Annotated in this window: 9 protein-coding genes; 3 read left to right on the top strand and 6 right to left on the bottom strand. The window is 71.7% G+C overall.

Annotation, left to right across the window (positions count from 1 at the left end; genetic code table 11):
• Positions 1 to 333 precede the first annotated feature (333 nt).
• Positions 334 to 2,523 carry a tenascin-X gene (locus LXT21_RS32000; protein ID WP_254042010.1) on the top strand — a complete coding sequence of 730 codons (2,190 nt, stop codon included), beginning with the start codon at positions 334 to 336 and terminating at the stop codon, positions 2,521 to 2,523.
• On the opposite strand, the gene LXT21_RS45505 is transcribed toward LXT21_RS32000, so the two are convergent.
• From LXT21_RS45505 to LXT21_RS31960, 6 genes are all read right to left on the bottom strand, one after another.
• Positions 2,502 to 3,953: a DUF4166 domain-containing protein gene (locus LXT21_RS45505; protein ID WP_254042009.1), complete on the bottom strand. Its 1,452-nt coding sequence runs from the start codon at positions 3,951 to 3,953 to the stop codon at positions 2,502 to 2,504. The two genes, LXT21_RS32000 and LXT21_RS45505, sit on opposite strands and share 22 nt — an antisense overlap.
• Positions 3,950 to 5,155 carry an SRPBCC family protein gene (locus LXT21_RS31990; RefSeq protein ID WP_254042008.1) on the bottom strand — a complete coding sequence of 402 codons (1,206 nt, stop codon included), beginning with the start codon at positions 5,153 to 5,155 and terminating at the stop codon, positions 3,950 to 3,952. The genes LXT21_RS45505 and LXT21_RS31990 overlap by 4 nt, the downstream gene beginning before the upstream one ends.
• A gap of 593 nt (positions 5,156 to 5,748) precedes the next feature.
• Entirely contained in the window at positions 5,749 to 7,212 is a 1,464-nt protein-coding gene (locus LXT21_RS31985; RefSeq protein ID WP_254042007.1) for a tetratricopeptide repeat protein, read from the bottom strand.
• Between the two features lie 146 nt (positions 7,213 to 7,358).
• The gene (locus LXT21_RS31980; RefSeq protein ID WP_254042006.1) at positions 7,359 to 8,060 is read right to left on the bottom strand and encodes a head GIN domain-containing protein; all 702 of its coding nucleotides are present in this window, start codon (positions 8,058 to 8,060) and stop codon (positions 7,359 to 7,361) included.
• Positions 8,061 to 8,135: 75 nt separating this feature from the next.
• The gene (locus LXT21_RS44970; protein ID WP_256572159.1) at positions 8,136 to 10,703 is read right to left on the bottom strand and encodes a serine/threonine-protein kinase; all 2,568 of its coding nucleotides are present in this window, start codon (positions 10,701 to 10,703) and stop codon (positions 8,136 to 8,138) included.
• Between the two features lie 77 nt (positions 10,704 to 10,780).
• Positions 10,781 to 11,206, bottom strand: a complete 426-nt coding sequence (locus LXT21_RS31960) for a helix-turn-helix domain-containing protein (protein ID WP_254042005.1) — start codon at positions 11,204 to 11,206, stop codon at positions 10,781 to 10,783.
• 203 nt (positions 11,207 to 11,409) lie between these two features.
• Between LXT21_RS31960 and LXT21_RS31955 the strand changes: the two genes are divergently transcribed.
• A complete protein-coding gene (locus LXT21_RS31955; protein WP_254042004.1) occupies positions 11,410 to 11,757 on the top strand; it encodes a hypothetical protein in 348 nt (115 codons plus the stop codon).
• Positions 11,758 to 11,946: 189 nt separating this feature from the next.
• Complete coding sequence (locus LXT21_RS31950; RefSeq protein WP_254042003.1) at positions 11,947 to 13,842, top strand: ribonuclease R family protein; 1,896 nt, start codon at positions 11,947 to 11,949, stop codon at positions 13,840 to 13,842.
• Positions 13,843 to 13,853 lie beyond the last annotated feature (11 nt).

The following is a 13,853-nucleotide window of genomic DNA, read 5'->3' as shown; positions in this document are numbered from 1 at the left end:
CCATGCCTCCACCCGCTTCCATTACCCGAGTGGATGAGGATTCCGTCCGACGTTCAGCTCTGCCACGAGATTGCGACTTCGGGGCGCTGGTGGCGCGGCGCGCGCGGAGGTCGAGCGGTGCTCGGCGCGATGTCCCTGCAGAGGTCCCGGAAGTCGTCACGCATGGCACTCGGGTCGCCACGTGGTGGCGTGAGCAGACCGTGACGCGAGCGTTCAGCAGCCGAAACGAGCGGGGTGCGTGAGAGGCGATGGCGGACAGGCGCGAGGTGCTCACCCCTCGCATCGTGGGAAGCCCGGGGCTATACGCGGAGGGCTGGAGTCCGGGAGGCACCCATGGCGCGCGCGACGAGCACAGGCGGGGCGGGGTGGGCCGTCATCGTGATGGCGGTGGTGTTGGGCACGGGGCTCATCGCCTGCCGCGAGGACCCGTCGCTGGTGGGCGCGCAGGGGCGGCTGCGGTTGTCGCTCGAACGGCTCGACTTCCCCTTCGCCTATCCGGGGGGCACGCGTGAGGCGGAGGTGCGCGTGCTCAACGCGGGGCGCGCGCCGCTGGATGTGACGTGGACCGCGGTGGAGGCGCCGTTCTCGCTGCTGGATGGGCTGCCCTCGCGCGTGGGGGTGGAGGAGGTGCCCGTGCGGGTGCGCTTCAATCCCAGCGCCATCGGCACGTTCGAGTCGCGGCTGGTGGGCACCGCGTCGGATGGAGGGCGCGTGGAGCTGGTGCTCGTGGGCGAGGCGCGGTCGACGCCCGTGTGTGTCGCGGTGGTGTGTGCGTCCTCGGTGTTCGACCCCGTCAGCGAGCGCTGCGTGGAGACGGTGTCGCCGGACGGCACCGCGTGCAGCCCGGGCAGCGCGTGCCTCACCATGGCCACCTGTCAGCAGGGGCGGTGCCGAGGGCAGGAGCGGCCGTGCGACGACGGCAATGCGTGCACCACGGATGCGTGTCATGCGTTGGATGGGTGCCGCTCGGTGCCGGCGCCGCCGTGTCCCGGGGGTGGGCCGTGCCAGGTGGGCACGTGTGATTCGAAGCTCGGGTGTGGCCTGGCGGATGCGCCAGATGGCACCTTCTGCGGGACGGAGCGCGGCTGCGACGCGGCGGACGTGTGCGTCGAGGGCGCGTGTGCGCGGAGGGATTTGCCGGATGGCTTCGTCTGCGCGTCGGCCAGTCCGTGTCAGGCGGAGGGCCGTTGTCGCGGGCCCGTGTGCGAGCGCCCCGCGGCGGTGGCGCTGGCGCCGGACTGGAGCCTCGACGCGGCGGCGTACCCGCGCGACCTGCATGACCTGCTGGTGGGCCCCGAGGGGGACGTGACGCTGTCGGGCTTCTACGAGTCGGCGCTGCTGGACGCGGCGGCGCCGGTGCCCCATTTGAGCCGCGACGAGGCCCGGCGCTGCATGCTGTGGAACGACCGGCTGCTGTGCATGGACCTGCCCCGGGACGGCACGGTGTCGCTGATGGAGCGATACACAGGGGTGCCTCGGTGGACGTTCACGTTGGGCGACGCGCGGCCGGACATCCGTCAGCGCACGGAGACGCTGTTCCTGGCGCGGCTGGCGGTGATGGCGCCGGACCGGCTGGCGGCGCTCTTCGAGGCGTATCCGGCGGGGGAGCGGCGCGAGACGTTGTGCCGCATGTACTTCCTGGTGGTGCTCGATGCGTTCGGACAGATGGTGTCCGCGCAGGAGCTCACGGACCCGCTGTTGTCCGAGTGCAACCACCCGCACCCGTTCGGCGTGGTGTCCGATGCGGCGGGGGACTTGTATGTGTCCTTCGCGCAGACGCTGAACGTGGGGGCGCCGCTGCGGGCGGGCGCGCCCTCGTTGATGATGGCGTTCTCGTCGGACGGGGTGCCGCGCTGGCGCAAGTCGTTGGGGCAGCGCTCCGGGGAGCTGGCGGTGGTGAACGGGCTGCTCTTCCCGGAGTGGGGCGGGCAGGCGTTGCGCACGGCGGATGGATCGGTGGCGGCGACGCTTCCGCAGGTCTTCGGCCGCGTGGTGGCCACGCGTGAGCGACTGGTGCCGAGCGCGCCGGGCACGACGGTGAATGTCGGCGACGCAAGCCCCCCGCCCGTCGTCACACAGCTCCAGGGCTTCGCGTTGCCGTCACTGGGTGATGCTTGGACATACTCGCTGCGCTCGGGACAGTCGCTCACGACGAAGGAGCTGCGGCTGGCGACGTGGCCGGAGACGCGAGGGCTGCCACCCAGGACGCTGGTGCTCACCACGGCGACGGACAGGGACAACGCGCAGCTGCTCGTGGGGGTGCGGGTCTCCGATGGCAGCGAGGCCTTCCAGTGCAGGTTGGACTACGAGGCGCGCACGATGCCCCAGTTGTTTGAGCTGGCGCCGGGTGCGTTGCTGATGATGGATGGGGCCGAGAGTTGCGGCGAGTGCGACCCGCCGTTCGCTTCGAGCCAGGGGCGCTTCCAGCGCTTCCCGATGCCGGGGTTGCTGCCCGCGAACGAGCCGTGGCCCGGGACGTTCGGGGGTCCGGGACACGACCATCACGAGGGCGCGGACCACTGAGCCTCGTCGGGGAGCCACGCCTCGTAGCGGATGCAGCCCAGGGGCGCGCGCGAGGAGGTGCTCCAGCGGAAGGTGCCGATGATGTCCACGCGCCTGGGGTCTTCTTTCGAGGGGAGGATGCGGAACTCCACGCCGCGTCCCACGGGTGGCAGCACCAGGCCGTGCCACCTCAGCGTGCCGCCACGCAGTCGGATGCCGCCGTCCTCCAGCACCGACACGTCCAGGGCCAGGTCCAGGCCATGCTCGACGAAGACCTCGTGAAGCTCGTCGCCTCGCAGGACGAAGTCCGAGTCGAAGCTGCGCAGCGCTCCATCGCAGTACAGCTCGCGGACGAAGTGCATCGAGCCATCGGCGCGGCGGAAGGTCCGGAAGCGTCCGGGAAACGTGCGTGCTCCGTGCTCGAAGAGGCCCTGGCCTGACAGTCTCGTCGCCACCCAGGCGAACATCCGCGCGACGCACGAGGAGAACGTCACCGAGGCGCGCACGTTCCAGGCACCGGGGTTGGCGTAGAAGCGGATGACCCGCTCGTCCACGCGGGACACCTCCGGGCCCATCGCGCTCGCGAGCAGGGACCAGGCGTCCGAGGGTCTCGTGCGCTGTCCCCGATGCAGCGCCTTCACACCCCGCCGATACACCCCCGCTGCTGTCCACGCGGTGAGGAAGCTGGCGAGCAGCAGCCACGCCGCGCGGCGCTCTCCGACGAGCCCCGGGACTCGATGCCAACGCGGCAGGCACAGCGCGCGCAGCGTGGCCCAGGCGTAGTGGCGCAGGAGCACCCAGCCCGCGCTCGTGAGTCGCACCACCGAGAGCGCGAGGCCATGCGCGATGGCGCTCTCACCGGGCACCGCGCCCGCCAGCGCATGCTGGTCGAAGAAGCGCGCGCCGAGCGTCATCTCCACGTGCTGGACGAGAAGGCGCCACAGAGGCTCGCGCTCATGCGCTCGGGCCTCCTCGATGAACGCCGCTTCATGACCGAGCTCGCGTCCGCGCGCGACGTCGACCATGTGGGCTTCAATCCATCGCTCGTCACGCACCTCCATCGGCAGGCCCTCGGCGCATGCGTTCGCATAGGCAGTCCACCGGGGTGTGCGAGGCAGTCCTGTCTCATCCACCGGCATGACCGCGGCGCCCAGGCGCGCGAAGGGCTCGGACACGCCCCAGAAACGGCCGAGCGTCACGGCGCTGGCCGCGAGCAGGTGCACCCGCGCCATGCGGCACGGATTCACCCGGTAGAAGTCCGCGAGCAGCCCGAGCGAGCGTCGACAGGCACGCTGACGCAGGACGAAGCCATGCAGTGCCTCCCGCGAGGCGTGGGGGAGCGCGTCACGCGCCTCGTCGAGCTCCTCCTCGTTGAACGTGTCCTCCCATGAGGTCGCCTGGAGCAAGGCCTCGTGCGTGTCGAACCGGAGTGGCCGGACCCCCGCGCTCACGGCGACACCTCCACGAGCCTCGCCCCCGAAGCCGGCGCCGCGCCCGGCGTCCCTCCCCCGAGCCAGCTTCGCGCCGCGCCTGGCGCAGGCTGCCTGCCCAGCATCCGCGCGAGCACGAACAGGGCGAACCGCCACCGCGAGCGCCCCCGCTTCGTGGCAAGCTCATCCCCCGCGCACCACCGCCGCAGCGTCTCGAACCCCCACTCCGTCCCCAGCCGCATGATGGGACGGAAGAGCACCGCATCGAGCACCTCCCCCAGCACCCCGTGCCGCGTCTGGTAGTCGAACACCGTCTTGAAGAACGTCCCCTCGGGGCGCCGCTCATACAGCCACACCCCGCGCCCCCGCAGGATGGGGCTGCGCCAGTCCTCCGAGCCGAACTCGAACGTTGAGCGCACGTTCGGCGTGTTCGCCAGGTAGCGCCCCCACCCCACGATTTCGAGCCCGAAGCCCAGGCGCGTCCGGTAGTCCATCCCGTGGAACCCCCGAGCGTCCTGCTCCGGCAGATACCGGATGGACGTGAACCGCACGTCCCAGGCCACATGCAGCTTGGGCTCCTGCGTCCGCTCCCACACCACCTCCACCGGCGCGGGGATGAGCACCTCCGCGACAATCCTTTGGAGCGGATGTCGGCGCGTTGGCACCGCCGCCGCGCGACGCATCCCCCACCACCGGGCCGCGTCCCGCGTGAAGGTGATGAGCGCCGTCACCCCCATCACCGTCATCAGCGCGCGCAGCGCCACCGGCACGTCGGCGGGCTCCCACCGCACCCCCGAGGGCAAGAGCCGGTCCCCCCACACCGCCTGGAACGTGGCCATGAGGTACAGCCCCACCAGCACGCTCAACACCACGTGCGCGAAGTACTCGCCCCGAGGCAATCCCCCCTGCGGCGCGCGGCTGTCCTTCTCCTCCCAGACGTCCGCGAAGGCGACCCCGACATCCACCGCGTACAGCACGACGAGCGCCCCCAACGCCCACCCCTGGAAGCGCACGTGCGGCACCCAGAGGAACTGCAGCGCGTAGATGAGGTGCCGCGCCGTGTGCCAGAAGACCTCGCGCTGGCACTCGGCGCGCTCATGCAGCCGGCCACGCCAGTGGTGGAAGTAGACGACGTCGAAGGCTCCCAACAATCCGATGACCAGCAGCAGGTAGAAGGCGACGTGCATGCCCACGCCCCAGTGCAACGCCGTGGCCAGTGCCACCCGGCGTTGCAACCCTCGGAAACGTCAGGGATTCAGCGGATTCAAAGCGAAGGTCCGTCAACGTCGTGGACAGTGCCGACAACGGGCGTTGTCGTCCCCAACTTCTCCACAACGCTTCTGGGTGCGAGCGGCCTTCACCGTGACTCCGTGCTGGCGCGTCATGAACGGCGCATCAGGTGTCAGCGGCGCGCTGTCGGCGTGGCCGAAGAAGCTCTGGGCCCGCTGTCAATCACCGACCTGGGGTTTCCGCGCGATTTTCCCGGACGGATGGTGAACGAGGGCCCGTTCAGCGCCCGTCCTGACACGGCACCCCCCGCGTCACCGACCCTGCGGGTGGACATGCCGCGCGTACCCGATATTCTTCGCCCCATCGTTGCGTTGAAAGACGTGGACGTGTTCCACCTTGCCCACGCGAGGCCTGACCGGAAATGCCCCCCTGGGTTCCGGCGCTGGTGTGGAAGGAGTGCGGTTGCCCGGACGACCTTGGAGGTCCGGCGTGCGGCGGCTCCGTTGCAGTGTGGGGGGTCTGCTCGGGCCCCGGGGGGAAGAGATTTCCCTGGGGCCCGAGTCACCTCGTCTCTTCCCGCGGCCGCCTACGGCCTCGCCTTCGCCGTGCCCGCGGGCGCCTTCGCCGCGAAGCCCTGCAGATAGCCCACCTCGTCGCGGGTGAGCTCCACGAGCAGCTCCTCCGTCAACGCCGCCACCGGCCAGCGCTCCATCGCCGTCTGGTTGAACGTGGTCATCGCCTGCTCCAGCGCCTCGACCTGGTTGATGGCCAGCACCCGGCCCGCGTCGTCCCCCAGGTCCTGCGCCCCGCCGCGCACCAGCTGGAGGCCCGCCATCCGCTCCACCACCGTCGTCTGCCGCACCAGGCTCGCGCCGATGTCCCGGGTGATGCGGCCCAGGCGCTTCAACCCCTCGGGCGGGAGCGAGCCCCGCGTGCCCACGTTGCGCGTGCGCAGAATCCACGTGCCCCGCTCCCCCAGCACCCGCTTGGACACCGCCATCGCCATCGCGCTGGCGTCGGGCACCCCCGCCTCGCGCAACAGCTCGCGCGTGCGCACGTAGCCGTCGTGGAAGGACGTCTCCCGCCAGGCCGGCAGCGTGGCCAGCTTCTCCAGCGCGTCGATCTCCACGGGCGTCAGCTCGCTGCCGGACTCCGTGTCACCCAGCAGCAGCAGCAACTGGAGCTGCATCGAGCGCGGGTGCGCCCGGGCCAGCGCCTCCAGCTTCTCGCGGAAGACGGTGCGCGCCCGCGCGTACTCGGACTCCGGCAGCGCCTCGCCGCGCAGCGCGTCCCGCACCGCCACGTAGAGGTCCGGGTCCTCCAGCCGGGGCACCTGGTTCAAGAGGAACAGGGCCTGCTCCGCCTCCAGCTTGCGCGCGGCCAGGGCCAGCCTCAGCCGGGTGTCGTCGGACGTGGCGCGCGCCCACGCGGCCTTCTCCCAGTCCACCTGGGCGGGGTCCGGCGGCAGGGGCGTGGCGCCCGGCAACAACTCACTCTGACGGAAGTCGGGGCGGCCCAGCTTCAGCCACGCGTCGCGGAAGGCCTGCTGCCAGGTGCCCGCGTCGGGCGCGCGCCGTCGCTCACGCATCGCCTGGAGCAGCGCCACCTCCGTGCTGCCCGGGGCCTCGGCCTCCAGGCGCTCCAGGGCTTCGGCGGCCTCTGAGTCGTTGCCCTCCTGCAGCGCCAGACACGCGTGCACCAGCAGCGCGGGCGCGTACTTGGGGGCGAGCATCAGCGCCTCGCCGAGCGACTCGCGGGCCTTCTTCGTGTCACCGCTGGCGGCGGCGCGCGCGGCCCGGTCCGTGTGGCGGAGGACCTCCTGGGACGCGGTGGGCTTCACGGCGCGCGTGCGCTTCGGCGCGGCGGCCTCCGGGTGCGCGTGCCCGTCATGCGGCCCGTGTCCGTCCTGCGCGTGGCCCGGCGCGCGGGCGCTCCGGACATAGAGGGCGCCTCCCGCGGCCAGCGCCACCACCAGCCCCACGCCACTCCACACCGCGGCCTTGCGTCCGGAGGTGCCCTGCGAGGAAGGAGGAGGAATCGGGTCCGTCATGGCGCGGCTTCTCCGGGGGTGGGGGAGGCCGCATTCCAATCGGCCCCGCCCCGTCGGAGCAAGGTGGCCCTCTTCCGCAGGTGGGAGTGTCCTTCCCTACCCAGGTGGAAGAGGCCGCGCCCAAGCGGGCGAAAGCCCGCCGCGCCTCAGTCCTTCGAGTAGATGACGCGGCTGCCGCCGCTGGCCTGCACCTGGGTGCGGTTGGGACGGGAGACGCACTTCACGGTGGTGCCGCCGCTGGCCTCCACCTGCAGGCTCTCCGAGGGGTCGGCCTCCACCTGCGCGCCGCCGCTGGCCTCCACGTCCAGGTTCCTCAGGCCCTCGAGCCTCATCGCCTTGACCACGGCCCCGCCGCTGGCCTCGATGTCCAGCTGCCGCGCGCGCCCCTTCAGCTCGACGGTGCCCCCGCCGCTGGCCTCCAGGTCCAGCTTCCGCGTGTCGATACCCCGCAGGTCGATGGAGGCGCCGCCGCTGGCCTCGATGGAGAAGTCCTCGGAGGTGGCCACCTCACCCTGGACCGAGCCGCCGCCGCTGACGGTGACCTCCTCCAGCCGGGGCACGGTGATGAAGAGGCGAATCTTGCCGCCGTTGAACGAGTCGCGGATGCCCTGGCGCTCCACCTTCGTGGCGAGCTCCCCGTCCTCCACCTCGAGCTCCAGGCGGGACAGCAGGTCCGCGGGGCCCTCGACGCGGACGGACTTGGGGCCCACCTTGAGCTCGGCCTTGATGCCGTGGCCCACCTCGATGCTGTGGAAGTCGGAGACGTCCCGCGTCTGCGCGTCCCCGGCGGCGGCGGTTCCGGCGAACATCATCAAGGGGACGAGCAGGGACATCCGGGCGGTCTTCATGGCGTGCTCCCAAAGGGCCGTGGAGCCCGGCAGGGGCCCCTCATGCCGGGCTACGCACCATGCCGGGAACGATTGCTACTGACGGGACAACATCTCCAGCGGCACGCGCATGGAGGTGGTGTCGCCGGGCTTGATTTCGACCGTCAGCTTGAGCGCCCTGCCCTCATCGTCGACCAGCTTCAGGGTGTGCTTGCCCGAGGGCAGGTTCACCTTGAACAGCGGCGTCTCGCCCAGGAGCTGTCCGCCCAGGAAGACCTGGGCCTGGGGCTCGGTGCTCAGGGTGAGGAAGCCCGGCTCGCCGGTGGCCAGGGGAGCGGAGTCCTTGGGCTGGGCCCGCTTGTTGGGCGTGCGTGGGGACTTGGCGCGCGGCGAGGACTTCTCCTCCTCGCTCACGGGGGCAGCGGTGTCCGCGACCTCCGTCTCGGACGGAGCCTCGGGCACGGCCTCTTCCTCCGGCGAGGCGGGGGGCGCCACCGGGTCCGCCGGCGGAGCCACGGGCTTGTCGGCGAGGGGGTTCTGGGTGGGGGCGCTCTCCGCCTTGGGCGGGGGGACGGGCTTCTTCACCTGCTCCGGAGGCAGCGGCGTCACGCGGGGCGCGAGTCCCAGGAGGGGCCGCACCCGATTGGAGACGACTCCACCGTCGAGCCCCAGTCCCACCACGACCGCCCCCACCGCGAGCAGTACCAGCACGGTGGCCAGGACCTTGAGGCCGACCCGGGAGCGCGCGGCGGGGACGCCGTTCAGCGTGTGGACATGGGAGTCGTTGTCCTCGGCCTCCGCGAGCGGGGGAGGGCGGCGGCTCTCCTGGAAGGAGCGCGCGGGCTTGGTGGTGACCTCCAGGTTCGGGTCCGGCGCCTGGGTGGACGCGGGGAGCTGGGCCTGGGTCCTGCGACGAGGGGCCGGGGGCCTGCGGGACGCGCCCGACTCCGAGGAGAGCGTGGTCATGCGGACCATGGCCGTCTCCTCGTTCCGCGCGGGCGGCGGCGCGGGCACCTGGGCGCGTGGGGCCTCCATCGTGCGGCCGGAGCGGGGACGCGACTCGTTGCGCAGCGTGGTGTCATCCCCGCTCGAGGGGCGCGAGGGGGGCGGAGGCGGTGTCCGCGCGGGGCCGGGGGAGGGCGGGGCCGAGGGAGGCGAGCGCGTGGAGCCGGAGCCCGAGGACGTCAGCGCCGCCGGGGGAGGAGGCGGTGGCGTGCGCGCGGGGCCCGGGGTCGACAGCGCGGGGCGACCTGGCTGGGTGCGGGCCGTGTGCGTCTCATCGTCGGGCGGCCGGGAAGGCAGCGTCTCCGAGGGAGGAGGCGGAGGCGGCGGACGCGAGGGCTCCTGACCGGCGCCCCGGGTGACCAGCTTCTTCTGGGGCGGCGCCCGGAGCACGGCCTTGCGAGGAGGCTCCGGGTCCGGCGGGGGCGGTGGTGGAGGCGTCGCCGGCAGGGCGTTGGTGGTGACCCGGCGCGGCGTGGCCTGGGCCCCGGACTGCGGGCCGGACGACTTCACCGTCGGCATCGTCCCCGAGGCCCGACGCGGCATCGGCGCGGCGTCCGGAGGGCCGGAGGTGGTGTTGACGGTGGGAGGCTCGGGGACGTCGGGCGCGGTGGGGGCGTTACCGCCCATGGCCAGCATCTGCGCGACGTTCGTCTCTCCGGTCACGTCGCCAGCGGGACCGGCGATGAGGAGCTGACGGGTCTGCTCGCGCCGGTCGGCGAAGAGGCGGCGCATCACCTCGCTGCTCTGCTCGGGGTGCCAGATGAGCGGGCCCACCGCGCGCTCCAGGGCGCGGGCGAACTCCAGCGTGGTGGCGTAGCGGTCCTCGCGCCGCTTCGACAGCGCGCGCAGGACGATGGCGTCCAGCTCCGGCGGTATCTGCTTGTTGGTGCGAGAGGGCGGCGTCACCTCGCACTTCAGCACCGCGTTCATCATCGCCTCGGCCTGCTTGGCGTAGAACAGCCGCATGCCGGTGAGCAGCTCGTGCAGCACCACGCCCAGGCTGAACAAGTCACTGCGCGCGTCCAGCGGGTCGCCCATGATCTGCTCGGGCGACATGTAGCCGCTGGTGCCCTTCACCATGCCCACCGCGGTGCGGCTGGCGCGCGCCAGGCTCTTGGCGATGCCGAAGTCCAACAGCTTGGTGACGCCCTCGTACGTCACCATGACGTTCTTCTCGGCCACGTCCCGGTGGATGACGGGCGAGGGGTGGCCGAGCGGGTCCGTGAAGGTGTGCGCGTAGTGCAGGGCGACGGCCGTGTCGCGCACCGCCATCAGGCTGAAGCCCATGGGGATGGGGTGGTTGGCCTGCCGGCACGCGCGCGCCACCTCCACCAGCGTGGCCCCGGGCACGAACTCCATCGCCAGGAACAGCTCACCCTCGGCGATGTCCAGGTCGAACACCTGGGCGATGTGCGGATGGTTGAACGCGGCGGTGACCTTCGCCTCGTCCAGGAACATCCGGATGAACTCTTCCTCACCCCGGATGTCCGGCAGGATTTGCTTGAGCACCACCAGCTTGCGGAAGCCCGCGAGCCCACGCTGTGACGCGAGGAAGATCTCCGCCATCCCGCCCGTGGACAGGCGGCTGAGCACCTCGTACTTGCCCAGCGACCGGCCCCTGGAGGCATCCGGCGCGAGCGGCAGCGTCGTCCCACTCATCGGAAGGCGCCGAATCTACACCGGCACCTGGACGGACGCGAAAGTCGTGGTCGAAGAAAAGTCCATGAATATCGACATCACGCCGATTTCAACGAATTCTTGATGTCGGGTTCAGGTGCGGCGTGCCTGCGGGGAGGGGTTGCGGGAAGGGTGGCGGCGAGGGCGTTGAGCAGGCGCAAGTCGGAGCGGGACAGGCCGCGCAGGTTCTTGCGGAGGTCCACCAGGGCGGCGGACTCGATGCGCGGGGTGGGTGGAGGGCGCTTGCGACCCGGGGGTGTCTCGATGCTCGCGTCCAGGGCGAGCAGCTCATGGGGTGGCACGCGCAGCACGGTGCACAGGCCCTTGAGGGTGTGGAGGCTCGGGAGCATGTGGCCGCGCTCCAGACGCGCGTAGACCTCGCGGGCCACGCCGAGCCGCTCGGCGACCACCGCCTGTGTCAGTCCCATGTTCCTCCGGGCCGTGCGCGCGGACATGCCCAGATGGATTCCAAGCTCGGTCTTCATTCTTCGTCCGTCAGGAAGGACGCGGAGGCCCCCTCGCCACCGCGAAAGGGGCGACCCTACTCCGCGCCGCTCGCGGGACGCACCCACCGTGAAGACTTCCACGGTGTGCCGTGATGTGTGTCCATGGGGCGCGGGTGGTGTTGGCGCGAGCGGTTGTGTGAAAACCGAGGCGTGACGCTTCGGGAAGCGAGTGGGGCACGGCCATGAAGATGGTGCGGTTCGACTTCGAGAACACGCGGGACATCCCCGTGGAGCTGGAACTGGAGCCCGAGGGGATGCCGTTCACCGTCCAGCCTGGCGGCCGGCTCGACGTCTTCTGCGAGGGACCCGAAGGGGGTGAACTGGAGCTGGCGCGCCACCCGGAGGGCCACGTCACCTTGTTCGCCTGGATCGGGGCATCGTTCCGGGTCCTAGAGGGTGGAAACGAGGTCTACACGTCGGTCCTCCCCGCGCCCGGCCTTCCACCGGGCCTCTCCACGAAGCAGTTCGTGGAGACGCTGTTCGGCTCATTCGAGCAGCGCCGGGCGATGCGCGACGAGCCCAAGAACTAGGGCGTCAGGAGCGCGGGCCGCCCCACGTCCGGGTCCCCGTTCTCATCGTGTTTCGTGCGCTGTTCCCAGCGAGCCCAGGCTCCTCTCGTGAGCCGGCCTCCGGACAGCGCCCCCTTCCCACTTCACATTCCGCGCGTCCGTGTCGCCCGTCCCCGCTGGGACCTGGGCTAAGACGCGCTCCAAGGTTCCATGGATACTCCTGTTTCTCCCCGCACCGTCACTGGCCGCATCGATGTCCACCCGCGAGGCTTCGGCTTCCTCACCGTGCAGGCCCCGGGCTCGCGCGAGGTGCTGTCCGCCTTCATCCCGCCCCCGGACCTCAACCCACTCTTCTCTGGCGACATCGTCACCGGCACCGTGACCGCCGCCGCGGACGGCCGCTGGACGGCGAGCCACCTGTCCCTGGTGGAGCGCCCCCGCACCCGCGTCTACGGCGAGGTCGTCTCACGCAAGGGCGCCCTGTTCCTGCGCATCGACCGCGAGGTGGGCAACGCCGACTGGGTGCTCGACGCAGGCTCCACCCGCGTGCAGCACGGCGACGCGGTGGTCGCCTCCATCGCCGAGGGCAAGGTCGTCCTGCTCTACAAGGTCGAGCCCGGCGAGGACCGCTCGCTCGAGCGCATCATCGCGCGTCATGGCCTGAGCAAGGACTTCTCCCCACAAGCCATCGAGGACGCGCGGCTCGCTCGCGAGGTGCCTCACGCCGTCGGCTCCCGCCGTGATTTGCGCGACGTGCCCACCGTCACCGTGGACGCGCCGTCCACGCGGGACATCGACGACGCCATCTCCGTGCTGCCCGCGGGGCCTGACGGCGCGCTGCGCCTGCTCGTCTCCATCGCGGATGTCAGTGAGCGCGTGAAGGAGGGCACCGTGCTCGACGCGGAGGCCCGTGAGCGCGCCACCAGCGTGTACATGGCGGGCCGCGTGCTGCCGATGCTGCCCGAGGCGCTGTCGTCGGACTGGCTGAGCCTGGTGCCGGGACAGGAGCGGCACTGCCTCACGGTGGAGCTGCGCATCGACCCGCAGGGCCGCGTGACGGCCGCGGACGTGTACGAGAGCGTCATCCGCTCCTGGGCGCGGCTCAACTACGACGAGGTCGGGGCCTTCCTCGACCGGGGCGAGGTCTCCCCACCGATGGAGCCCGTGCGCGAGGTCATGCCGTGGTTCCGACTGGCGGCCGCTCGACTCGCCGTGGCCCGTGGCGCGCGCGGCGGCATGGAGTTCGCGCGAGATGAAGCGCGGTTCACCTTCGACGCGTCCACCGGCGCGGTGTCGGGCCTCGTGTCCGAGCGGCCCACGTCCGCGCACGGCATGATTGAGCGCTTCATGGTCGCGGCGAACGAGGCCATCGCCACGTGGATGCTGGCGCGCGGCCTGCCCGGCGTCTTCCGCGTGCACGAGCAGCCCGACCCGGAGCGGGTCGCGGACCTGAACGCGTTCGCGGAGCACTCGGGCTTCGCCGCGGGCTTCGGGCGGGAGCTGACGCCGCTGGCCCTGTCCGCGTTCGACCGGCAGATTGTCGGTGCGGCCGCGGAGCCCGCGCTGCGCTCGGTGCTGCGCCGTTCGCTGGGCCCGTCGCGCTACACCGTGAAGCCGGGGCCGCACTTCGGCCTCGCCGCGCCCCTGTACCTGCACTTCACCTCGCCCATCCGCCGGTACGCGGACCTGGCGGTGCACCGCACGCTGAAGGGCTACCTGCACGGGCGCCGCGACTACCTGGACGAGGACCCGACGGTGGAGTCGCTCGCCACGCACATCAACGCGCGGGCGCGCTCGGCCAACCGCGCGGAGACGGACCGGCACCACGTGCTGGAGGCGCGGTGGCTGGCGGGCCACGTGGGCAAGGAGTTCTCCGCGCGCATCGTCCGCGTGAAGCCCTTCGGCCTGGTGGCGCAGCTCGACGGCATGCTCGCGGAGGGGATGCTCCCCGCGGAGGGACTGCCCGGAGGCCCGTTCCGTCCGGACGCTCGCGAGCTGTCGCTGGTGGGCAAGGAGCGCGCCTTCACCGTGGGCATGCCGGTGACGGTGAAGGTGGCCTCCACCGACGAGCAGCTCGGACGCGTGGAGCTGGCGCTCGTCGGCTAGACGCGGGCGCG

Source organism: Myxococcus guangdongensis (assembly GCF_024198255.1).
GTDB classification, from domain to species: domain Bacteria; phylum Myxococcota; class Myxococcia; order Myxococcales; family Myxococcaceae; genus Myxococcus; species Myxococcus guangdongensis.
The sequence above is the reverse complement of the archived record's forward strand: the minus strand, read 5'-3'. Positions and strand labels throughout refer to the sequence as shown.